This is a genomic window from Paenibacillus sp. FSL K6-0276, assembly GCF_037977235.1.
GTDB lineage: Bacteria > Bacillota > Bacilli > Paenibacillales > Paenibacillaceae > Paenibacillus_AQ.
Map to the genome: position 1 here is coordinate 809,256 of NZ_CP150276.1, position 25,072 is coordinate 834,327.

10 protein-coding genes are annotated in these 25,072 nt (G+C 41.3%); 8 read left to right on the plus strand and 2 right to left on the minus strand.

From position 1 onward, the window contains the following. Window positions 1-32: 32 nt before the first annotated feature. Window positions 33-395: an Ig-like domain repeat protein gene (locus MHH52_RS03605; RefSeq protein ID WP_313640753.1), complete on the plus strand. Its 363-nt coding sequence runs from the start codon at window positions 33-35 to the stop codon at window positions 393-395. A 267-nt stretch (window positions 396-662) separates the two neighbouring features. On the opposite strand, the gene MHH52_RS03610 is transcribed toward MHH52_RS03605, so the two are convergent. Then, window positions 663-923 (minus strand): hypothetical protein, encoded by a 261-nt coding sequence (locus MHH52_RS03610; RefSeq protein ID WP_340006699.1) that lies wholly within the window; start codon window positions 921-923, stop codon window positions 663-665. Between the two features lie 150 nt (window positions 924-1,073). Here MHH52_RS03610 and scfA point away from each other — a divergent pair, with 150 nt between their 5' ends. Next, window positions 1,074-1,223: a six-cysteine ranthipeptide SCIFF gene (scfA, locus tag MHH52_RS03615; protein ID WP_076098734.1), complete on the plus strand. Its 150-nt coding sequence runs from the start codon at window positions 1,074-1,076 to the stop codon at window positions 1,221-1,223. A gap of 122 nt (window positions 1,224-1,345) precedes the next feature. Beyond that, window positions 1,346-2,731, plus strand: a complete 1,386-nt coding sequence (gene scfB, locus MHH52_RS03620; protein WP_313640755.1) for a thioether cross-link-forming SCIFF peptide maturase — start codon at window positions 1,346-1,348, stop codon at window positions 2,729-2,731. An 85-nt stretch (window positions 2,732-2,816) separates the two neighbouring features. On the opposite strand, the gene MHH52_RS03625 is transcribed toward scfB, so the two are convergent. Next, window positions 2,817-2,969, minus strand: coding sequence for a hypothetical protein (locus MHH52_RS03625; RefSeq protein ID WP_340006701.1), 153 nt, complete (start codon window positions 2,967-2,969; stop codon window positions 2,817-2,819). Between the two features lie 707 nt (window positions 2,970-3,676). On the opposite strand from MHH52_RS03625, the gene MHH52_RS03630 reads away from it, so the two are divergent. The 5 genes from MHH52_RS03630 to MHH52_RS03650 all read left to right on the plus strand — a co-directional run bounded on the left by MHH52_RS03630 (window position 3,677) and on the right by MHH52_RS03650 (window position 24,901). Then, complete coding sequence (locus MHH52_RS03630) at window positions 3,677-5,443, plus strand: histidine kinase (protein WP_340006703.1); 1,767 nt, start codon at window positions 3,677-3,679, stop codon at window positions 5,441-5,443. Between the two features lie 33 nt (window positions 5,444-5,476). Then, on the plus strand, window positions 5,477-7,090 hold the full coding sequence (locus tag MHH52_RS03635; protein WP_313640757.1) for a response regulator: 1,614 nt from the start codon (window positions 5,477-5,479) through the stop codon (window positions 7,088-7,090). Window positions 7,091-7,463: 373 nt separating this feature from the next. Next, complete coding sequence (locus tag MHH52_RS03640; protein WP_340006704.1) at window positions 7,464-12,731, plus strand: S-layer homology domain-containing protein; 5,268 nt, start codon at window positions 7,464-7,466, stop codon at window positions 12,729-12,731. Between the two features lie 371 nt (window positions 12,732-13,102). After that, window positions 13,103-18,139, plus strand: coding sequence for a discoidin domain-containing protein (locus tag MHH52_RS03645; RefSeq protein WP_340006705.1), 5,037 nt, complete (start codon window positions 13,103-13,105; stop codon window positions 18,137-18,139). Window positions 18,140-18,697: 558 nt separating this feature from the next. Then, complete coding sequence (locus MHH52_RS03650) at window positions 18,698-24,901, plus strand: endo-alpha-N-acetylgalactosaminidase family protein (protein ID WP_340006707.1); 6,204 nt, start codon at window positions 18,698-18,700, stop codon at window positions 24,899-24,901. Window positions 24,902-25,072 lie beyond the last annotated feature (171 nt).

Below are 25,072 nucleotides of genomic sequence, written 5' to 3' on the forward strand. Positions count from 1 at the left end.
CAGGGAATGTCGAGGAGCGTCATACCGCAACCGTGAAGATCGACAAGACCGGGCCGACACTCACGATTGGGCTAGATCCTATGACTCTCTGGCCAGCGAATCACAAAATGGTGAAGGTGAATGCTGCGCTGGATTCTAGTGACACCTTGTCAGGAATCAAATCCGTAGTGTTAACCTCCATTACAAGCAACGAACCGGAAAGTGAAGAAGGCGATATTCAAGCAAACTTGGGGTCCGAGGACACTTCGTTCAGCTTGCGTGCATCAAGATCCGGTAAAGGAACAGGTCGCGTTTATACAATTACTTACACGGCTACCGACCATGCAGGCAACCAAACAGTTGCAACTGCAACCGTAACTGTCCTGCATGATCAGTCGGGAAAGCCTGAAAAGTAGTACGGGTGAACGTTATGTAAGAAGGATGGCATTGAAGCCATCCTTCTTTTTTACTTTGAAAAGTGGGTTTTTCTTGTCCTAGTACATTCCCCAGCCATAAAGGATTATCTGTTAAAAAACGACAAAACACTTCGTTTTTTTGTTGTATGGTAAAATTAGGATGAATACCATAGAGCTACGGGCAGTTTAGCGAAGTGTAGAATTATTCTTCTACCAATTGGTGCGATAATTATCTGAGGAAGTACCCTGCTTGCTCTATCGTCTACTTCAGCGGGAACCATTCGCAATCGTTTGTGAAGAACGACCTAAAGGTGCCAGTGTACCAAAAAAAACAAAGCGCAGATGTGCATGTGTGTTACTGCTTTGATTGAACTCCCATGAAAATTTAATTTGCAGTTGCAGAAAAAGCGCAGACATACCGGCACCGCCTGGACCGGCAATGATGATATCATATTTATCTTTTAGTTGATCGTACGGTGTATAGCTGGCTTGAGACGCTCCCGAAACGGCTTCTGTTTCTTTGGTCACTTCTTGATGCTACTTTATTTTTTTATGTTTAACCCCTCTCTGCTCTGCTAGGTGACAGGAATCATAGACGTACTTGCGAGGTGTTGCTACAATGTTTCATGGAAATAAAGTGAAATTCTTCACAAGAAATTACAGAAGGAGTTATTTATGATGAAAAGAATCGTAACACTGAGTACCCGCAAACTGATGGATACCGCAAAACACGGCGGATGCGGCGCATGCCAGACATCTTGCCAGTCCGCTTGTAAAACTTCCTGCGGAGTTGCAAACCAGAAGTGTGAAAATGCAATGAACAGATAGGATTCGGAATTTTACCGCCCATTGCTCTGCTGATGGGCGGCTATTTTTAAGAAACGGACGCAACCTCTAAAGGACGGCAAAGCCGTTTCTACTTGTGTGCAAAAGGAGCTTGATTAGCAAGTATGATTCATCAATATAAACTAAATGGATATAACATCGTGCTCGACACCTACAGTGGCTCGGTACATGTTGTTGATGACCTAGCATATGAAATTACAGAGCTTTATGAGAAAACTTCTGTCGAAAAAATCGTGACAACGATGTTGGATAAATATAAACATGATTCCAGCATTTCCGAGAGCGACATTCGAGAAACCATCGTGGATATCGAGGAACTTAAAAATGATGGCCAGCTCTTTACAAAAGATGAGTATGAGAACCTCTCGCTTGATTTAAAAAAACGAAAAACTTATGTCAAGGCGCTCTGCCTCAATGTTGCGCATACCTGTAATCTGTCATGCGACTATTGCTTCGCCAGCCAGGGGAAATACAACGGAGATCGGGCAATCATGAGCTATGAGGTTGGACAAAGAGCTATCGATTACCTGCTTGAAAATTCGGGTCATCATCGAAACCTTGACATCGACTTTTTCGGCGGGGAACCGCTTTTGGCCTGGAAAGTGGTTAAACAGATCGTAGCTTATGCAAGAAGCAAAGAACAAGAATACAAAAAAAAGTTCCGCTTCACCTTCACGACGAACGGGATGCTGCTGAACGATGAGGTCACCGAGTTTTTAAATCAGGAAATGTACAATGTCGTATTAAGCCTGGATGGAAGAAAAGAGGTTCATGACCGACTTCGCAAAACAGTTAACGGAAAAGGCAGCTACGATCATATTGTTCCGAAGTTCCAGGAATTCGTTCGTAAGCGCGGAGACCAAGAGTACTATGTACGAGGAACCTACACTCGTAACAATGTCGATTTCACCAATGATATATTTCATATCGCAGACCTTGGTTTTGACAAGATTTCGATGGAACCGGTCATCTGTGATCCAAGGGAACCCTATGCACTTACCGAGGAGGACCTCCCGGAGATATACAACCAGTACGAAATTCTCGCCAAGGAAATGATCGGACGCGGTGAACAAGGCAAGGGGTTTACCTTTTATCATTACATGCTTGACCTCTCGGAAGGACCTTGCATCCAGAAGAGAATCACTGGCTGTGGTTCAGGAACCGAATATCTTGCTGTCACCCCTTGGGGAGAACTTTTTCCTTGCCACCAGTTCGTCGGGGATGAAGAGTACAGCATGGGAAACATCTGGGATGGAATCACACAACCTGAGTTGCAATGTCAATTTAAAGAGAGCAACTGCTACTCAAAGCCGGAATGCAAGGACTGCTGGGCGAAACTCTACTGCAGCGGCGGTTGTCCTGCCAATGCGCTGCACGCAACTGGTTCCCTGGGCGGAACCTATGACTTCAGCTGTGATATCTTCCGCAAGAGGGTCGAATGTTCCATGATGGTGAAGGTTGATGAATCCATTAGAGCGATGGAAGGGTAATCTAGCTAGTTAACGTAATGGATGAATAAACTGTAACCGAGAAAAAGACGCTTTTAAATAAAGTGCCCTTTCTCGGTTTTTTGTATTAACTCGAGCATTCATGATCATCCATTAGCATTATAACGACTGCACTTACCAGTGCCGTACTCAAAAAGCCAATCGCTGTTGTGCTTATTTTGATGATGATCTTCCCAGTCAAGCTAATCATCCCCATGATATTAGCGGCATATCTGCCCATCTATATGTTCAAGCTGAAATGGCTGAAGGGTGCTTATAATTAGGGATTGATGGGTGGTTGACGAGATAATATTTCTAAAAAAATAGAAAAAATAGACACCTGCTATAATTTATAATGGCAGGTGTTTTTGCTGCATTCTTGAGAAAAATTCTGGATTTTTCATCTGACCGCTTGCGATTTTTTTGTGCCATCGTCGCTGAAGTAAACATAGGATAATAATGTCACGAAATTATACTAGATGAGGTCTTTATCCTGACCTATAATGAAAATAACAAATTTTATTTTCTAGTATTTTACAAGATTTGAGTTTGCCCAAAACGATGAGTAGAGTAGGACAGATTTTTTCTACACTAGGGATGTCTCCTTTGACTGTGTTAAGCAGAATATCCTGTATTTATACTGGGTACGGATTGGGAAGGGAAATTAGAGTTAATACAGAAAAAATATCATGTAATAAGAAGAAATATCATTAAAATATCTTTTTCAATCTGTAAACTGTAGTTAGGTTATGTCCTGTGGTAGATAATGGAATGATAAGTTACCTCGATGGAATAGGAGTCATTTAACAAAGTAGATTGCCTGCTCTAGTACGCTATTGAAGGTGATCTTCTTTGTCATATTTTATGTTAGTATTTTTTTATTTTTACTGAAGTAATAAGTGACCGGACCCGATGATAAGTGACATATACATGTATTGGAGGGTATCCATGTTCAGACATAGAGATAAAGGGATTACTAAGCATTTTATCGGAACTTTTGTGTTGATTATCATTGTTCCATTTATCTTATTTATCACAATATTTTATAAATATTATTCAACATCATTAATTCAAAGGTCAGTTGATCAAGTTGTTCAGCAATTGGATCTAGCATCTAACAATATGAACTCTGAGCTGAAACGAGCCTCACTTACAATTGCTACAATCGCTATTGTGAATGACCACATGATATTAGATGCAGTCTCAGCGTGGAGCAGAAGCTCGACTTCAGTAGAAAAAATTCGGATTTCGCGTGAGATCGATGCATACTTAAATATTATCTCGAATTATAGCAATGAGATCGTCAGTGTTATTTTTACTTTTAAGGATGGAGGCTATTATTATTTCAAGAACCCTCCAACGATTTCCGATTCTTCAATTCGCAATCTGCCATGGTATCAAGAGACGCTGAGGAGCAGCAATGGAACAACAGTCATTGTTGATAGCCTGAACGGTATTACTTCAGATAAACAGGACATGTTTACCTTTTTGCTTCATCCAGATCAATCTTTGGAATCAGAGGTTGAGATGGTTTATTTGACGACTCACGCCTCTCTTCCAGAGTTCATTCATTCTAATCCTAAAATTAAACAATTCATTATTGATCGAAACGGTAATCGAATTGTGAATCAGAACAATCATGATAAGATAGATCCTGGAATCATGATGGAGCTGTCCAAGATGGTACAGAAGCCATCTCACGATAATGATGATGATTACTCCTTTATTAAGATAAATGGAGAGAATAAGCTTCTTAAGCTGTATTCGTTCGAGAAGACAGATTGGAGTATCGTCAATATTTTAGATGAGAGCATGGTTACGAGGGATGCTGATCAATTCTTAAAGATATCCCTCATTTTTATGTTTGGTATTTTCGCTTTTTTTATATTTTTCCTACTTTGGTTTTTCCAAGACCTGCTTAGGCCGCTGCAGAATCTCATTCGAGCGATGAAAAAGGTTGAGAGAGGTGATTTTCTGATGGAGGTCAAGGCAGACGGAAGAGGCGAGATTAAGCGGCTGGGCCATTCCTTTAATCGCATGGTTTCTCAGATCAGAGATCTTATGCAAGAACGGGATTTGAAGGAACGAGCGCGCAGCCAGGCTGAAATCGAAGCTCTACAGTCACAAATTAATCCACACTTCTTATCGAATACATTGAATTCTGTTCGACTTATGGCGATGATCGCAAAAACAGACAATATTCGTAAAATTATTGAGAGCCTATCTGCCCTTCTGACTCATGTATTTCGTGAACCAAACTCGCTAGCCCCGATCGGTCAGGAGATCAAAGTACTAGAGTCATACGTTCATATTATGCAGGTTCGTTATGGAGGCAATCTGAATATCCAGTTTCATATTGATGATACGCTTTTGAGTTACAGCATGCCCAAAATGCTACTTCAACCGATTCTTGAGAATGCCATTTTTCATGGATTGGATCAACAAAATATGAACGAACTTATTGAGGTGAAGGCGATTCGGCATGAGCTTGGAGTATGCTTTTCCATCACGGATTATGGTAAAGGAATGACAGACGAACAAATTAGTGAATTGCTGAATCAGGGGGATAAATATCAGCGTGGGAATTTTAGCGGGTTAGGTGTACATAATGTGTTACAACGAATTGAGCTTAATTATGGTCATCCGTACGGTGTGGAAATTGATAGCAAGTTAGATAGAGGTACCATCGTTACTATACTGCTTCCATTGATATGAACATGATTTTTCATGGAAAGGACGAGCCGAGAGATGAATGTAATGATCGTAGAAGACGAGACTATTATGAGATTGGCATTATCTACGCTGATTGACTGGGAATCGAACGGATTTCGGATTGTTTATGAAGCGAGTAATGGTTATCAAGCCCTTCAGTATATCAAGGAAAATCGAGAGATTGACATTGTGATTACGGATTTGAAGATGCCTGTGATGGATGGTTTAGAGCTTATTGATGAGCTTAATCAGTTTATTGGGACTTCTCCACATGTTGTCATTTTAAGTGCGTATGATGATTTTGAATTTGTAAGGAAGGCATTTAAGAGGGGAGTCAATGACTACATTCTTAAATCGGAGATGGATCCGAATGTTGTACTGAATCTCTTGAATCGGATCAAGCACGACTTTGAAGTTGAACAGACCATGTCAAGACAATCGAGAGAAATCCGTAATGGCGAACAGGTACGATTGAAACAGCAAACCATCCGGGAATGGCTTGAAATTGGCGTGAGTCCTCAGTCGGAACCTTCTATTCTGGAGGATTTGAACATGAGGTTGGAATGGAACAGCATTACAGTTTCCTTGATTCGAGTAGAGGGCTCTGCTGAGGTGCAGGAGCGGTATGGATCGTCCATTGGGGAGTTTGTAAGTTCCGTTGTAAAGTCTATTGATCAGGTGCTAACAGAGGTAGGAACAGGTGAAGTTATTAGTTGTAATCCGTATGAGTACGTGGTGGTCTTATCGTTTCGAACGAGTAGTTTAATGTATGTGCGACAGCGTATTTCGCAGATCATGAATCAAATCATATTTGTACTGAAGGAATACATCAATATTCAAGTCACGATAGGCGTAAGTGAGCTGTGTGAAGAGATAAAGCAAATCCCGGCGTTTTATCTTCAAGCTCGAAAAAATGCCGATTTGCGCTTTGTTATTAATAAGCATCGAATCATTTATCCTGAGGATGCTAGACATTTCTTGAACCAGTCGGGAGAGACCTTGATCGGGAAAGAGAAAGCCTTGCTGGATGCATTGAAGGAGGGGAAAGAGCAATCGGTGCTGCAAGAACTAGACAAAATGTTCACACTGATAAAGCGTTCTGCCTCCATGGGAAATGAGGTACTGCGTACCCGATATATGGAACTCTTAATGATATTAGTGAAGTTCATGCATGATAACGGTTTCGTAAATAACCAGGAAATGAATAAGATCGAGGACGTATATCGAATGGCTTGGCAGATTGACTCCGCCGCTCAATTGCAAGCCAGGATTTCTAGCTTGGTTCAGCAGCTTCTTCAAGAGATGGATAAGAAGGCGGGGCAAATGAATCGGGTTGTAGCCGTTGCCCAAGCTTTTATTATGGAGCATTATGATGAAGATATTACACTTCGGAAAGTAAGCGAAATGGTGCATTTAAGTGAAAGTCATTTCAGTACATTGTTCTCCAAGGCGGTAGGTGAGACTTTTAAAGAATTTGTAACAAAAGTACGCATGGAAAAGGCAATGGAAAGTATGAAGAAGGAGCCTTATCTAAAGATATATGAGATTGCAGAGCGTACAGGATATGCTAGTACGGAGCACTTTAGCAGGGTTTTTAAGAAGGTGACTGGCGTGAGTCCAAATCAGTTTATGAAAACGGTTTCTAAGTAACCTAAAACTATATCATGATTTCGAAAACGGATACCGTCTAAAAGGATGGTATCCGTTTTTACTTGACACAATAGAGAATCTAAGATCTGAATACTTATGAAATAATGGGAATCGGAAAATTTATCATGAAATCAAAATTATTGTCATTAACATATAAGTAGCGGGTGGATAGGATGGAAAGATAAATAATACGGTTTATTTTCCTAACGAATGACCCCCGGCAGTTATTGAGAAAATACGCAGTACTCCTACCCCACGTGATAGTTCTACCCTAATTTGGAGGTGAACTAATATAAGAGCCTAATTAGATAGCCAGAGGCTGCAACAGCATCTATACTCCTTTAGTTTATATTATATTTTAAAGAGGTGTCTTATGAAGAGAACAACTTTATGGCTATTAATTTTCTCATTGATATTAGGAATGGAATTCTCAAGTACAGCTGTTTATGCAGGGAGCGATCGTACTATTCAGAATACAAATGGTAGAACCGTATTGAATTTAAATAGCGACTGGGGATTCTACAGAGGTGATTTAGCTGGTTCAGAGGCTATTGACTTTGATGATCAGGCATTTGCCAATATAACCATTCCGCACACCATGAGACTGGAGAAGAAACATGCGAATGGTGGGCGAGCCGTATATCAAGGAATAGGTTGGTACAGACGTTATTTTACGGTTGACGAGATGTACAGAGGAAATACAATCAATATTGACTTTGAAGGTGTCATGACCGACAGTGAAATCTATTTGAATGGAGAAAAAATTTATTCCCGTAATGGTGGTTATGTTGGATTTTCTGTAGATATTACAGATAAAGTTAAGTTTAGTGAAACCAATGTTCTAGCCGTAAAGGTATCTAGCTATGATAGTCCAGATACACCGCCAGGAAAGCCAGTTGCCAATCTCGATTTCCATTACTTCGGTGGTATTTACAGAGATGTAACCATGAGAATTACAAATGATTTACATATTTCGGATGCATTACAGGCTGATAAAACAGCTAGCGGTGGAGTTTTTGTGACTTATCCTGAAGTAAGCAAAACTTCTACCAAGGTGAATGTAAAAACCCATGTCGTAAACAAGAATAATACTTCAGCAGATACGAAGGTTGTAAGCAAGATTGTGGACAAGGAAGGAAATATCGTTGCTCAGGGTGAAGCTGATGCTGTAAGCGTACCAACAGGTGGAGATCATCAGTTTAATCAGGGATTAACGATAACCAGTCCAAATTTATGGCATCCAGATACACCTTATCTGTATTCTTTAGTCAGTGAAGTATATAATGGGTCAACTCTAGTAGATTATGTAATAACAAAGATAGGGATCAGAACAATAGAGTACAAGGCAGATGGTTTCTATCTCAATGGGGAAAGATTATATTTACGCGGAGCCAACCGTCATCAGGCCTATCAGAATATCGGAGATGCAGCTCCTAACTCGATGCAGTATCGTGATGCTATGCAAATCAAGGAAAATGGCTTTAATGCGGTTCGTGCCACTCATTATCCCAATGATCCGGCCTTTTTAGATGCAGCTGATGAATTAGGATTATTAGTTATTGAATGTCAGCCCGGCTGGCAGAACTTCACGAAAACTCAAAAGTTCTATGATCTAACATTAAGAGATACACGGGAAATGATCAGACGTGACAGAAACAGACCATCCGTAATCCTATGGGAAACTTCACTAAATGAGACGGGCTATTCAGCAGCATGGGCAAAAGAGGTTACTGCGATTGCTCATGCAGAATATCCTGGCAACCAGATGTATACAGCGGCTGACCATGGACTTCAGGGATCTTTCTATGATGTGAACTACAAAGTCGTCGATACGAATTGGGATGCTGACCCTAACAAATGGACTGATTTTGATCCCAACAAGCCATTTTTTACTCGCGAATGGGGTGATTTTGAAGAATCCAGCAAGGCGCTGAGAAAAGAAGGCGAAGACGCAATGATGACTCAGATTTTGACGCGTCAGAGATATTTAAATGGAGATGGTTACTCGGACTGGGGTGGCCTCGATGCGAATGACAGAATAGGCGGATATTTCTTATGGAGCTGGAATGACTACGCGCGTGGATCAACAACCAAGACATTAGGAAGTGGAACAGTCGATATTGATAGATACGAAAAATATGATTACTACTGGTTACAGTCCATGCAATCGGCTAGAAATCCTGTTTATGGACCAATGGTGTTCATAGCAAGCACATATTCTCCAACCTCAAGCCTAAATATTAACGTATTCAGTAACTGCGACAGTGTGAAGCTATATCAGAATGATGTATTGGTACGTGAAATGACAAGGGAAGAAGCTCTGAAATCTGTTCCGAACATCGCTAAAAAAGGTGGCAGCCCCATCTTTACATTTACATTAGATAAGTTTGCGGCTGGAGAGCTTAGAGCAGAAGCGATTTTAGATGGGAAAGTTGTGAAAACGCATACAGTTAGAACACCAGGTCAAGCTGCTGGAATAGAAATTGAAGTACGTGACAGAGGAATCATGCCCGTAGCAGATGGTTCAGATGTAATCCCTGTATACTTCAAAGTCGTTGATGCAAATGGAACGGTAGTACCCAACTACGAGGGTAAGATTAAAATTGCTGTAACAGGTGAAGGTGAACTCGTCGGCAAAAATATTGAACGAATAGGTGTCGAAGAACAGAGGGTTGAAGGCGGTATAGGTTTCGCATTTGTAAGAACTGCAGACGTCAGTGGAAGTATAAAAATTCTTGCTACAGCAGAAGGATTAAATGCGAGATCCAAAACCGTAAGTACAATACCCTATAAAGGGCAGTTTGTCCCTGACGGACAGCATACACCATGGGTTGGTGGAGTTGACAAACTAGAAACCACAGAACAGACCTATAAAAATATTGCAATTGGTAAACCTGTTACGAGTTCTTCTGAACAATCAGGTAACTTTGCAAAAAATGCAGTAGATGATGACGAAGGTACAAGATGGTGTGCAAATGGAGCATCCTTACCGCAGTGGATTCAGGTTGATTTACAGAAAAGCAGCGCAATAGCTGGTTTTCAGGTGATTTGGGAGACAAGTACAAATGTTTATAAATACGATATTGAAGTATCCGAAGACGGGACCAATTGGCGGAAAGTTATTGATAATACATTAAATACCACACCGAATGGACATGAAGAAACAAAGCTCGTAGAAACAAAAGGGAGATATGTAAGATTAAGCATTGTTGATCGTATAACCAATGGAGATTGGGCATCTTTATATGAGTTTAAGATCATACCTTTAGAAAATGAAGAACCCGGTGACAGAATTACAGATGCGAAAATCGAATCTATCACGTCATCTTCGGAAAGTGAAGCAGACAGGGGTACGGGTAAGCTTAGAGATGGCGTAACGACGATAGGAACAGGCTGGTTAGCCAAGGAATTAACGCTTCCGCAGTCCGTTACGGTAAAATTCAACAAACCGCAATCCGTTATTGGAAGCCGTATTTTCTGGGAGAAGGACAGTAACTGGTACACGTATGATTTAGAAGTTTCAACGGATGGCCACACATGGCAAAAGGCACTCGATAATCGCTATGTAGGTGGACAGCATTTCACACCAGAGACATTTGCTAAGCCGTATGACAACATCAACTATGTTCGCGTAACGATCAAGGACATCATTGCTGGCGGCGGGTTCAGAATAGGTATGGCAGAATTGATATTATATGGACAGGATTATACAGAAACAGAGCCTAAGAATTTTGACTATGCAAGTGATCTGGAATGGGCTTCAGCACACAGTGACTTTAAAGCAGTACTTAAGGATGAGCCACAGTATGGTGGTTCCAACTTTGACTTAAACACGGCAGCTGGAGTGAAGACCTTTACGAAAGGACTATCATCGGATACAAATTCAGAGGTTGTATACCATGTAGATGGACGTGGATATACAAGATTCCAATCCTATGCAGGAATTGACAAGAAAGCTCCTAAAATGGGTGGAGAAGCAATCTTTAAAATATTTAAAGATGATGAGCTAATCTATACAAGCCCTGTCAAGATGCGAGACGACAACTGTGAATTTATTGATCTTGATATCACAGGAGCCAAGCAGATTAAGCTTGTTGCTGAATGGAATAATAATCCTGTAAATCCTGAATCTAGGTATAATACGCATGTGGACTGGGCGGATGCCAGATTCGTCTATGGAGTAACTGTAACAGAACTAAAAGCGGCGATTGCAGCCGCACAAGTCAAAGTTGATCAAGCGGTCGTTGGTGATCAGCCAGGACAATATCCACAAATAGCAGTAGAGGTATTAAAAGCAGCGATTGTAGCAGCACAGGATGTTGTAGATACAGCAACAACACAAGCAGAAGTGACCTCAGCGATTGAAGCGCTTCAAGCCGCAGTAAATGGTTTCGATGATGCCAAGATTCCTGGGGAAGAACCAGCGGAAGTGGACACAACAGAACTGAAGTCGGTGATTGCAGCCGCACAAGTCAAAGTTGATCAAGCAGTCGTTGGTGATCAGCCCGGACAATATCCTCAAAAAGTAGTAGATGCATTAAAAGAAGCGATTGCAGCCGCACAAGGGGTTGTAGAGAAAGCAACAACACAAGCAGAAGTGACCTCAGCAATCGAAGTACTTCAAGCAGCGGTCAAAACATTTGATGATGCAAAGATTTCTGGGGTAGAACCATCAGTAGACAAAACTGCACCAACATGGACAGAAGATAAAGCTTTGAAGACTTCAAATGTTGGTAGAACTAGCCTTGCACTTTCATGGACAGTAGCAACGGATGATACGGGAGTAACAAGCTATAAAGTCTACAAGAACGGAAGCGAACTCGTTACATTAGCAGGTAATATCACGAGCTATACAGTTAGCGGCCTGTCATCTAACACAACGTATACCTTTAAAGTTGAAGCAGGCGATGAAGCAGGGAAATGGAGTGTGAATGGTCCGAGTGTATCTGTGACGACTGATCCTAGCTCTTCGGGTGGTGGCTGGACACCGACACCAGATCCGAAGCCTACGCCAGATCCAAAGCCTACTCCAAAACCGGAAGATGGTAATAAGCCAGCTGAGCCAAAAGATCCAGTAAAACCAACGAAGCCAGAACCACCAAAAGTAAAGCTTACGGATCTAGTGGATCATTGGGCTAAGGCTTCCATTGAAAAATCGATTGAACTTGGTTTTGTAACTGGTTATGAAGATGGAACTTTTCTCCCGAACCGCACTGTAACCCGTGGTGAGTTTGCTGCAATGTTAGCTAGAGCACTGAAATTGGGGTCTAATGATAAGGAGTTTCGTTTCAATGATAAGGAGGGAACACCAGCGTGGGCTCGGCCATTCATTCAAGCCATAGCCGAAGCTGGTTTCATTTCAGGATACGAAGATGGTACATTCCGTGCGGGTCATGAAATTACACGATCTGAATTCGTAGTCATTATTGTTCGTGTGCTTGGTCTTAAAATAGATTCTAATGCACAATTGACTTTCAAGGATGCGGAGCAGGTTTCGGCATGGGCTAGACCTTATGTTGCAGCTGCTGTGGAAGCAGGTCTGATAAAAGGGAATGGGGATGGTAAATTTCATCCCAATGGTTCAACGACTAGAGCTGAGGCCATCACATTGATTTTAGGCATGTTAAACCATCTGAAATAAGTTAGAGAAGAGTCGCTATACTATATTTTAGTAGATTAATCCCCTTCAAGCCCATACGCGAATACAGCTTTGTGAAAGCATGAGGTATGAGTACACTGGAGGGGATTTTTCATGACACTTACCGTAAAATTTATCAAGAAATCTAATTTATCATCATTAACCTATCCATTGCGGGAGAGTAAGATGTAAAAATAAAACATTCGATTTATTATCTTTCCTCACTTATGAACGATAGCATTTTGTAATCGGAATGCTCCTTCCTATGAATCTTTTCATGAATTTATATTGTCCCAATAACTACACATTTTGTAAGAAACTACTTCAACTAGCTCTTTATAATCATATATTTAGTTAAGAGGAGGAAGTCTAAAATGTTCAGTTCCAGACAAAAAGCAATGGTGCTGGTAATGCTAATTGCAATGTTTGTCAATTTTGCACCTAATGCCAGGGCTGCAGACAACGGAGATGGTACATACACAAATCCTATTATATGGGGGGACTATCCGGATAATGATGTGATCAGGGTGGGAGACACCTATTACATGTCATCAACGAGTATGCACCTATTTCCCGGAAGTCCAATCATGAGTTCCAAAGATTTAGTGAATTGGCAATATGAAAGTTATGCTGTTGACAGAATGGAAGGTGACATGTACGACATTAAGAATGGGTTGAATGCTTATGATGAAGGTCCATGGGCAACCAGCTTGAGGTATCATAACGGTAAATTCTACTTGATGTATAACATCAATGGAGATGCTGCATACGTAAGTGTTGCAGATAGCGCCAAGGGTCCATGGAAGATTTACAAGTTAGAAGATGAACTATACGATCCGGGGTTATTTTTTGACGACAATGGAAAAGTATACGTTGTACATGGTCAAGGTCAACTTTACTTAAGTGAGCTGAAGATTGTTAGTGAAGCAACAGGTGAACTCTCTATTATTTCGAAGAGACAGCCTGGAGCATCAAGAAACGGAAAGATGATATATGACTATAAGGGTGGCGCCTATAATGAAGGTTCACATGTGTATAAAAAAGATGGCACCTACTACATTCTAAGCACTCCGACATGGAACAAGGGTTCAAAGAAAGAAATAGCGATCAGAACACAAGACTTGGCGAATGGCCCTTATGTAGCAAAAGATATTATAACTAGTTTTATGAACTTTGCAGGCAATGGTATTCATCAGGGAGGTATGGTAGACGTACCTCAAGGAGAAGGTAAAGAATCCGAATGGTGGTCGGTCATATTCCAGGATCGAGGCAAGCTGGGACGTGTGCCTACTTTACAACCAGTCAACTGGAAAGATGGATGGCCATATTTAGGAGAGTTTGATGGGGAAAAAGCTGTTGTTACTTATAAAAAACCTAATATACCAGGGCTTGAAGCAACTGAGCCAAAGGCACCTGCAACATCAGATGATTTCAGCAGCAGCAAGCTAGGTCTACAATGGCAGTGGAATCACAATCCTGACAATGACAAGTGGAGTCTTACGGAAAGACCAGGAGATATAAGACTTAAAACATCTAGTGTAACAAATTCTTTAGCATATGCTAGAAATACGCTTACTCAAAGAATTATTGGTCCAGATTGTACAGGAACTGTAAAGATGGATATAAGCCGTATGGCTGACGGTGATCAGGCTGGATTATCTGTAATACAAAAAGATTCCAACTTCATCGGAATAAAGAATGAAGATGGAAAGAAGAGAATCGTTGTTCAGGACTTATGGACAGAAGAGGCATCCATTGATCTTCCAGAAGGAACAACGAATATCTGGTTTAGAGCTGAAACTCCAAGATTTGAATATCGAACGGAGTTCTCATACAGTCTAGATGGAGTAAATTTTACTCGATTAGGCGGAAGATATGAAATGCGTTACGGAACCTACGTTGGTATGAGGTTTGGTATTTTCAACTATGCAACAAAAACCCTTGGCGGATATATTGATGTTGATTCATTTGAACTGACAATGACTGAAAATGAAGGTAATTTATATCGTGTAAATAAGAAGATTGATGCTGAACGGTATGATGATCAAAACTATGTAACAGATAAAAATCTTACGATCAACGCTAAAACGGAGTGGACAGATGATGATGTAAACAGTGGATATGACCAAAGTATGGCTAATATCAAGAATGGCGACTGGTTGCGTTATGACCAGGTGGATTTTGGTAATGGGGAAGCAAAATGGTTTAACGTAAGAGTAGCGAGTAACAAAACTAGCGGCACGATTGAGGTTAAACTAGCTGATGCAGAAGGAAATCTAGCTGAAACGATAGCCATACTACAAATTCCGAATACAAGTGATTTGAATGAGTATGTAAATGCTAAAGCAGAGCTTACAAAAGAAGTTACAGGTAAGCAAAAGATATTCTTAGTATTTAACGGTGCGGATACGGAAATGTGCAAGCTAAACTGGTTTATGTTTGGTTCTGGTGATTATCCTGAGATTGCTGCAGTTCCAGCTCATGTTCAAGTGGATTCACCCAACAGCTCAACGATTGATATCGCATGGGATGCTGTATCCGGAGCATTACAGTATGATATCAAGATTGATAATAAGATCATAAGCAATGCAACAAGCCCATTTTCAGAAACAGGGTTACTTACAGGCTCAACTCATACCGTACAGGTTAGATCAAAGAACTTTGCTGGTTTCAGTGAATGGAGTGAGGGTGTAAATATTACAACTGAAGCTGACCCTGAAATGATTCCATCAACTGGCATGACAGTAACTGCTTCAAGTGAGGAAACTCAAGCCGAAGATAATAAAGCAGCAAATGTCCTAGATGGAAACCTAGATACGATCTGGCATACAAAATGGAATGGTGGAAATACGCCTCCTCACACATTGGATTTCAACTTGGGTGCAGCATATGACGTATATAAGCTTAAATATATTCCAAGACAGTCCGGTGGAGATAACGGTATTGTAACCAAGTACAACATCTACACAAGCATGGATGCTGTAAACTACACCTTGGTCAAGCAAAAAGGAACATTTGTAAACGATTCCACACCGAAGACAGTAACATTTAGATCTACGCAGGCTCATTACCTGAGATTTGAAGTATTGGCTGGTAAAAATGGATACGGTTCCGCTGCTGAAATTAACATTTATCAAAATGCAGATTCAATACCAGTCGTATCTGATAACAAGACAGCTGTAGCAAGCAGTGAACAAGCATGGTCTGAGGCTTCAAAGGCCAACGATGGTAATATAGCTACTGCATGGAAGGCTGTATATGAAGATACGATGAAGACTTGGACTGTGGATTTAGAAGAAAAATATGACCTGACAGAAATCGAGCTTGAATGGGCTGCAGAAAATGCAAGTAAGTACAGGGTTGAAGTGTCAAGTGATAACAAGGTATGGACACATGCAGTTGACAGAACCGCGGATACAGAATCCAGCAAGGTTAAAACGGACAGAGTTTCAAATGATGAAGTAAGGTATGTGAGGGTAACATTTACAGAAGGAATCGCTTCGATTGATGAGATAAGAGTACGCGGTATGAAGAGTGTAATTATACCGGAATCAAACAATGTCGTATTAAACAAACCTGCTACTTCAGATAGCCAGCAAAACAGCGGTCCAGCATCAGCAGGTAACGATGGTGATGAGTCAACTCGTTGGTGCGTGTCTGATGATAAGAATCCACACTATTGGCAGGTGAATCTTGGCGGAAAATATGATTTAACGGGTTCAAAGGTAATATTTGAAAAAGCCGGTAAGGCCATGATGTATAAGATCGAGGTTTCAAGTGACGCTGCAACTTGGATCACAGTGATTGACCATATGAATAACACAACCAACACGGAACAAGTTAGAACAGATAACTGGACGGCTAAGGGTGCCCAATATATCAAGGTAACTGTCATGGGATACCCGGAACTGTGGGGAGGTTTCCGTGAGTTTGAAGTTTACGGCGTAAAATCACCTATAGTGGATACAACAGAGCTCGAAGCAGCGATTACAACAGCTCAGGTCAAAGTTGATCATGGAGTCGTCGGTGATCAGCCAGGACAATATCCGCAAGCAGCAGTAGATGCAATAAAAGCAGCGATTGAAGCAGCACAAGGTGTTGTAGAGAAGGCAACAACACAAGCAGAAGTGACAGCAGCAATCGAAGCACTTCAAGCAGCAGTAAAAACATTCGATGATGCAAAAATTCCTGGGGTAGAACCAGCGGAAGTGGATACAACAGAACTGAAGGCAGTGATTGCAGCAGCACAAGCAAAAGTTGAAAGAGCAGTTGTTGGCGATCAGCCAGGACAATATCCGCAAGCAGCAGTAGATGCAATAAAAGCAGCGATTGAAGCAGCACAAGGTGTTGTAGAGAAGGCAACAACACAAGCAGAAGTGACAGCAGCAATCGAAGCACTTCAAGCAGCAGTAAAAACATTCGATGATGCAAAAATTCCTGGGGTAGAACCACCAGTAGACAAAACTGCACCAACATGGCCTGCGGATAAAGCATTAAAGACTTCAAATGTTGGTAAAACTAGCCTTACGCTTTCATGGGCAGCAGCAACGGATGATACGAGTGTAACAAGCTATAAGGTATATAAGAATGGCAGAGAACTAGCTGCATTAGCAGATGATATCACGAACTATACCGTCAGTGGCCTTTCGTCTGGCACGACGTATGCCTTTAAAGTTGAAGCAGGTGATGCAGCAGGGAACTGGAGTGTGAATGGTCCAAGTGTAACGGTGACGACTGAATCAAGCTCTTCAGGTGGTGGCTGGACACCGTCACCAGATCCAAAGCCAACACCAGATCCAAAACCTATGCCTACACCAACGCCTAAGCCAGCTGAGCCAAAAGATCCAGTAAAACCAACGAAGCCAGAACCACCAAAAGTAAAGCTTACGGATCTAGTGGATCATTGGGCTAAGGCTTCCATTGAAAAATCGATTGAACTTGGTTTTGTAACTGGCTATGAAGATGGAACTTTTCGCCCGAATGGTACGGTAACCCGTGGTGAGTTTGCAACGATGTTAGCTAGAGCGCTGAAATTGGAGCTTGGTGATACGGAGTTTAGTTTTGCTGATCAGAAGCAAACACCAGTATGGGCTCAGTCATTCATTCAAACACTTGTTAAATCTGGTTTTATTACGGGATACGAAGACGGCACATTCCGTGCGAATAAAGAAATATCACGATCTGAATTAGTAGTCATTGCCGTTCGTGCACTGGGTCTTGAAGTAAATCCAAAGGCAACACTGACGTTTGATGATGCTGACCAGATTCCAGTATGGGCAAGACCTTATGTGGCAACAGCAGCAGAAGCAGGATTGATTAAGGGGAATGGGAATGGCAAATTTAATCCGAATGCCTTTACCACTAGAGCTGAAGCAGTCACTGTGATTCTAGCTATGCTAAACGAAAAATAAATGATGGTTTAGCTTACTGCAGTTTTGTGTTGTGCCATTTGGTTTAACTTCGAAGAAGATCGCCTACACGAGTGTAGGCGATCTTCTTTGTATTGTTTTATGAAATCAGGAGGTTCGAATGCGACGGAGAGGGGAGCTCAGGGTACACGATCTAATAAGATCTTATTTGTCCGATTTCCGTAAAATTTATCAATAAATCCAAATTATCGTCATTAACTTTCCAGTGGCTGGAGAGTAAGATGAACACATATAAAGTCGATTGACTCTTCTCTTTTCACAATATCGATAAAGGTATTTGAAATCCTACAGATATATAGCATTTTGTAATTAGAATGCTCCTTCCTATGAATACTTCCATGAATTCATCATTATATTCAGATTCTCAAAAAAATAAGCGATCTCTTCCACAGTCAGCATGACAAGCAATGATACTGGTGATTTTGTAAGCGGTTTCAGTTTGTTCGACTCAAAGGAGGTGATGCTGATCGATGGCAATTACACAAAAGATCAATTAAGAGCAATTGGCAAGGAATAGATTGAACCCGAAGGAGGATAAAAATGTCACTGTCAAAGGTAATTAAAAACTTAGCCATTGTGGTAGTCTCTGCACAGCTGAGTAGTATTACAATTCCTGCATTTTCAGGAATTGCGGATGCTGCAGCTAATGATGGAATCATTGAATCAAATATAATGTCAGTTCAATTAGATCAGAATTTTCCAAGAGTAGTGAAATATGAGTTAAATAACAAGGTGTTGCATGGTTCAGAAGATGCATTAAACATAGTAAGAATTAACGGAACAGACTATGTACCGAAAGTAGAGTACACAGAAGAGGCAGACAAAGCCTACTATGTGCTAACTGTTGATGAGCTGAATGTAGTCATTAAGCTAACAATGAAAGTAGTGAAAAATTCACTTGATTTCGAAGTGACAAAGGTGGAAGAAAATGGTACAGAAAGAATACATACCATTGAAATTCCGAACCATAGCTTGGTATCAGTAAGAAGTACAGAAGCGGGTGCTAAATTTGCCGGTTCCAGAATGGAAAACGCTGTTTATAAAAAAGGTGATGTGTATCAAGATGTATCAGGTACTCCTACGGTAGATAGTTCACCAAAAAACTATATGTACGCGTTCATTAACAATGATCAACTGGCAGCAGGTGTATGGTCAAATGCATATGGTGATACAAATGCCGATGGAGATAATGACAATCACCGGATTGTGAAACAGACGACCAAGAAAACGGATTACTCCCGTACAGCTTTGTGGAGTGCTTCATGGGTATATCGTGGAAATAATATGCCAGAAAACATAATAGAACCTTTACCACATAGTAAGGTCGTTATCACAGCGGATGCAAATGCGGATGCTAAAATGGATTGGCAGGATGCAGCTGTTGCATTCCGAGATATCATGAACAATCCTGTAGGCAGCGATCGAATGTCTGAACTTGTTGTTCACCGTATACCGATGAACTTTGGCAGCCAGGCAACCAACCCATTCTTAAAGACTTTAGATGAAACAAAGAAAATATATCTATCAACTGATGGGCTTGGACAGTGGGTGGAATTAAAGGGTTACCAAGCAGAAGGGCATGACTCCGCACATCCGGATTACGGCGGACATATAGGTGTACGTCAGGGCGGACAGAAGGATATGGATACGCTTGTAAGAGAAGCGCAGAACTATAATGCTTTTATGGGTGTACACATTAGTGGTACAGGTGCACACCCGGAAGCAAAGGCATTTGATGATCAATTAGTAAATATCAATAAAGGCGGTTGGGACTGGCTTGATCCATCCTATGACTTTGATGACCCAACATACCGTAGAGAAGTTTATTCTGGCAACAGACTGAACCGTTTACAGATGTTAAAGGACGATGCGCCAACACTTGATTTTATTTATGCGGATGCATGGTATGAGCAGGGCTTTAACGGAAGAAGATTTGCAAGAGAAGTGAATTCTTTTGGCTGGACGCTTACGACGGAGTTTCCAAATGTATTAGAAGATGATGCCGTTTGGAATCACTGGTCAGTTGACTATGATTACGGCGGTAAGAGCATCAAGGGCTATAGCAGTGATATCGCTAGATTTGTGCGAAATCACCAGAAAGATACGTGGATCGCTCGCCATCCAATCCTAGGCGGTACGGAGGCAAATGATGCGGAAGGATGGCAGGGTAGAGTAGATTATGATGAAATGATTGATATTGTATTCGAAACAAATCTGCCAACGAAATATCTGCAAAGCTTCCCGATGACGAAGTACGATGTAAACAACAATGTGGGAAGAGTCGAATTTGAAGGAAATGTCGTTGCTGAAAGAAAAAATGACGGAAAAAGAACCTTCACGAAAGATGCTAAAAAGCTTCTTGAAGAAGATGTGAGAATTCAAAAAGGAACAAGTGACGGTAATGTTTATGATGATGTAAAATTCAATAACCTCAAATACTTGTTGCCGTGGTCGCCAAATGCTGATAAGACAGATAGTGAATTGGCTAAAGTTGAAGAGAAACTGTACCACTACAATGAAGGTGGCGGATCAACGACTTGGGAGCTTCCAAATAGCTGGAACGATGTATCAACAGTGAAGTTATATACATTAACTGATACGGGTAAGCAAGAAGCAAAAGAATTAAGCGTAGTTGATGGCAAAATTACGATTGATGCTAAAGCAAAACAGGCTTACGTTGTATACAAAGGTGATGTGTCTGTAACTGCTAAAGATATGAATTGGGGATTTGCGATGCCTGCAAAGGACCCAAGCTTCAACAGCGGAACATTAGACAACTGGTCGATTATCAAAGGTGGAGACAGTGCTGCAACCGTAGAACGTAACCATCGTGGACAATATGAATTAGTCGTCAAAGAAAATACGGAAGAGACTGTATTAGAGACGGAGTTATCAGGATTGAACCCTGGAACCTACTCGGCTTCCATATATGTTCAGGTAGGAAATACGCCAAACAGTACAAATGCAACTGATCCAAACACGGCAGGAAATGCAAAACGTAGAACGACGATTGGCGTGAAAGATTTTGGCGGAGCAGACATCACGAACTATACGGAAAGTTCACCGCTGCAAAACTACATTTCAGCTGACTCCAAGCACAGCACCAATATGCAACGAATGAGAGTCGTGTTTGATGTTGCAGCAGGACAGGATACAGCTACATTGTACTTGAAGGTAGCTGGAGGAACAGCAATTGTAACCTTTGACGATGTTCGCTGCGTACCTACCAAGCGAGTTGTACCGCAATCTCCAGAGATAGTCGTAGCAGAAGATTTTGAGCATGTGGACCAAGGGTTGACTCCATTTGTCATTGCAGATGCTGACGGAGTAAGTGATCCACGTACTCACTTATCAGAATCACACGCTCCATACACCCAGAAAGGTTGGAATGGAAAAGAAGTTGATGACGTATTAAATGGAGGATGGTCCATTAAGTCACATAAAACAGGTAGCGGTCTGATCATGAGAACATTACCGCAGACTCTACGATTTGATAAAGGAACAACTTACGAAGTATCTTTCAAATATGAAAGTCAGTTCGATAAGAAGATTAATTTCGTTGTTGGTAACGGTACTAAGGAAGTGATGAATGTACCAATGCCACAGGTAACTGTTCCTACACCGTTTACGGTTAAATTTACAGCAAGCACAGAAGATTTCTGGATTGGAACAAGGAATACTACTGGGAGTTCAGCAGGAGACTTTATCCTTGATGATCTAGTGGTTAAAGAAGCAAAGGATGCTACGATTGAACCACCACAAATTACACCTGTTGATTTATCAGTTATACCTGTAGATGGTATCACTGCAAGTGCAACGGGTTATCAACCAAGTGATGCACCAGAAAATGTTCTTGATGGAAACACAAGTTCATTGTGGCACACAGCTTGGGATGGAAGTGATGAATTACCACAATCCATTACGCTTGATTTAGGTAAAGTTTACAGTGTAAACAGAGTAGATGTAACGCCAAGACAAAGCCAGAAAAATGGAGTGATAACGAAATATGGGTTATATACAAGTGCCGATGGAGTGAACTTTGAGAAGGTAGCGGAAGGTAATTGGGAGGTTAATGTAGATACAAAGTCTATAAATATTAATAATCCTAAGCCAATAACTCATGTTAAGTTAACAGCGTTAGAAGGAATTAATGGTTGGGCGAGTGTAGCTGAAATGCGAGTTGCTCAAGAAGCTCCATCCATAACTGGACCAAATACCGTTACAGTTAGTACTGCAGTCGGTATGCATCCGGAAATGCCTGCAACTGTAAAGGCAACACTGAGCAATGGCACAGAAATGGATTTGCCAGTGCAATGGCCAGCCATTACCCCTTCAGAATATGCTGAAGAAAGAGAATTTGAAGTAATAGGACATATTAATGGCGTTGAAGCTGCAGCGATTACAGCTACTGTAACCGTAACAGCGAGTGGGGCAGTAGATATCGTAGATGCAAAAGTGATGACGGTTTACACGACAGTAGGAACTGCACCTATGATGCCAGCAACGGCTAAGATGGTAACCTCAACTGGTACAGTTGCAAATGTACCTGTAACTTGGAGTGAAATAGCTGAAGGTAGCTACCAGAATGTTGGATCATTCAAAGTAGAGGGTATAGTAGAAGGTTCTAATATCAAAGCACAGGCTATTGTTATAGTTACGGAGCGCCAAGCTACAATTAGTGAAATTCCTAAAATAAAAATGAGCACATTTATTGGCGTAAAACCGCTTTTACCAAGCATGATCGAAGTAACGATGAGTGATAATTCAAAGCGTTTTGTAGCTGTGACGTGGGATCTTATTACGGATGAACAGATTAACAAAGAAGGTCAATTTAATGTAAATGGTACGATAGAAGGTACTAACATGAAAGCTGTTGCAGAAATTACAGTAAAAGAAGATCCGAACATTGCATTAAGGAAACCTGCAACTGCAAGCAGTCAGCAGTCAGGTAATACAGCAGCTATGGGTAATGATGGTCAAATATCGACTCGTTGGAGCGTAAGCAATCCAAACACTGAACACTGGTGGAAGGTTGATCTGGGAGCACAGTACGATGTTACGGGTTCAAAGATGACTTGGGAATCCGCTTCAGGTACGATGAAGTACAGAATAGAAGTCTCTTCTGATGGAGAAACCTGGAACGGAACGGTGAATAAGTGGGATACTCCAGTTACTCAAAGTGTTACAGAAGATACTTGGTCAGCTAATCATGTTAAATTTATCAAAGTGACGGCTTTGGGTATTGACCCTGCATGGGCAGGTTTCCGTGAGTTTGAAGCTTATGGTGCTAAATCAACTGTAGATCCAGGTCAAGAATATACCGTTGAAGTTGTAAATGGTGAAGGCAGCGGAAATTATGCTCAAGGAGCCACCGTTACATTAGCAGCCTATGGAGCACCAGAAGGCCAACAATTTGACAAATGGATGACGGATAACATTAGCGTTGTATTCAAAGATGCAAATGCAGAATCTACTACATTTGTAATGCCTGGTGAAGCTGTTAAAGTAACAGCAACTTATAAGGACATAACAGATCCAGGTCAAGAATATGCCGTTGAAGTCGTAAATGGTAAAGGCAGCAGAAATTATGCTCAAGGAGCCACTGTTACAATAGCAGCCTATGGAGCACCAGAAGGCCAACAATTTGACAAATGGATGACGGATAACATTAGTGTTGTATTCGAAGATGCAAGAGCACAATCTACTACATTTGTAATGCCTGGTGAAGCCGTTAAAGTAACAGCAACTTATAAGGATGTAACACCAGGAGACAAAACTGCACCAACATGGTCAGAAGATAAAGCATTAACGACTTCAAATGTTGGCAGAACTAGCCTTACACTTTCATGGAAAGAAGCAGCGGATGATACGGGTGTAACAAGCTATAAGGTTTACAAGAATGGAAGCGAACTAGTTACATTAGCAGGAGATATCACTAGCTTTACAGTCAGTGACCTGTCGTCTGACACGACGTATAACTTTAAAGTTGAAGCAGGCGATAGAGCAGGAAACTGGAGCATGAATGGTCCGAGTGTAACGGTGACGACTGAAGCTAGCTCTTCGGGTGGTGGCTGGACACCATCACCAGATCCAACGCCAACACCAAGCCCTACACCTACACCAAGCCCTACACCAAAACCAAAAGATGATATTAAGCCAACGAAACCAGCAGATCCAGTACAACCAACTAAGCCTGAAACTCCAAAAGTAAAGCTTACTGATCTTGCCGATCATTGGGCTAAGGCTTCCATTGAAAAATCCGTTGAACTTGGTTTTGTAACTGGCTATGAAGACGGGACTTTCCGTCCGAATGGTACTGTAACACGTGGTGAGTTTTCAACGATGTTAGCAAGAGCGCTGAAATTGGAACTTGGCGATACTGAGTTTAGTTTTGCTGATCAAAACCAAACCCCAGTATGGGCTAAAGCCTTCATTCAAGCCATTGCTAAATCCGGTTTCATTAAGGGATACGAAGATGGCACATTCCGTGCGAATAAAGAAATAACACGATCTGAATTAGTAGTCATTGCCGTTCGTGCACTGGGTCTTGAAGTGAATCCAAAGGCAACACTGACGTTTGATGATGCTGACCAGATTCCAGTATGGGCAAGACCTTATGTGGCAACAGCTGCAGAAGCAGGCTTAATTAAGGGGAATGGGGATGGCAAATTTAATCCGAATGCCTCTTCCACTAGAGCTGAAGCAGTCACTTTGATTCTAGCAATACTAAATTCAAAAAAATAGAAGTAACTTCGAGGAAGATCGTCTGCTCTAGTGCAGGTGATCTTCTTCCTTCTTCAAGAGGTCGATAGCCAAAACTATATCATGATTTCGAATGTTTTATCATTCAGGTCTCATATCGGAAGGGCTATGATATAAGCAGCAGATGAGTAATAGCCTGCATCAAATAAGTAT

Excerpts from the sequence above, each read along its gene's own strand:
- MHH52_RS03650 (WP_340006707.1), top strand. The coding sequence starts at position 18,698 with ATGTCACTGTCAAAGGTAATTAAAAACTTAGCCATTGTGGTAGTCTCT.
- MHH52_RS03635 (WP_313640757.1), top strand. The coding sequence starts at position 5,477 with ATGAATGTAATGATCGTAGAAGACGAGACTATTATGAGATTGGCATTA.
- scfB (WP_313640755.1), top strand. The coding sequence starts at position 1,346 with ATGATTCATCAATATAAACTAAATGGATATAACATCGTGCTCGACACC.
- scfA (WP_076098734.1), top strand. The coding sequence starts at position 1,074 with ATGAAAAGAATCGTAACACTGAGTACCCGCAAACTGATGGATACCGCA.
- MHH52_RS03630 (WP_340006703.1), top strand. The coding sequence starts at position 3,677 with ATGTTCAGACATAGAGATAAAGGGATTACTAAGCATTTTATCGGAACT.
- MHH52_RS03645 (WP_340006705.1), top strand. The coding sequence starts at position 13,103 with ATGTTCAGTTCCAGACAAAAAGCAATGGTGCTGGTAATGCTAATTGCA.
- MHH52_RS03640 (WP_340006704.1), top strand. The coding sequence starts at position 7,464 with ATGAAGAGAACAACTTTATGGCTATTAATTTTCTCATTGATATTAGGA.
- MHH52_RS03625 (WP_340006701.1), bottom strand. The coding sequence starts at position 2,969 with ATGGGCAGATATGCCGCTAATATCATGGGGATGATTAGCTTGACTGGG.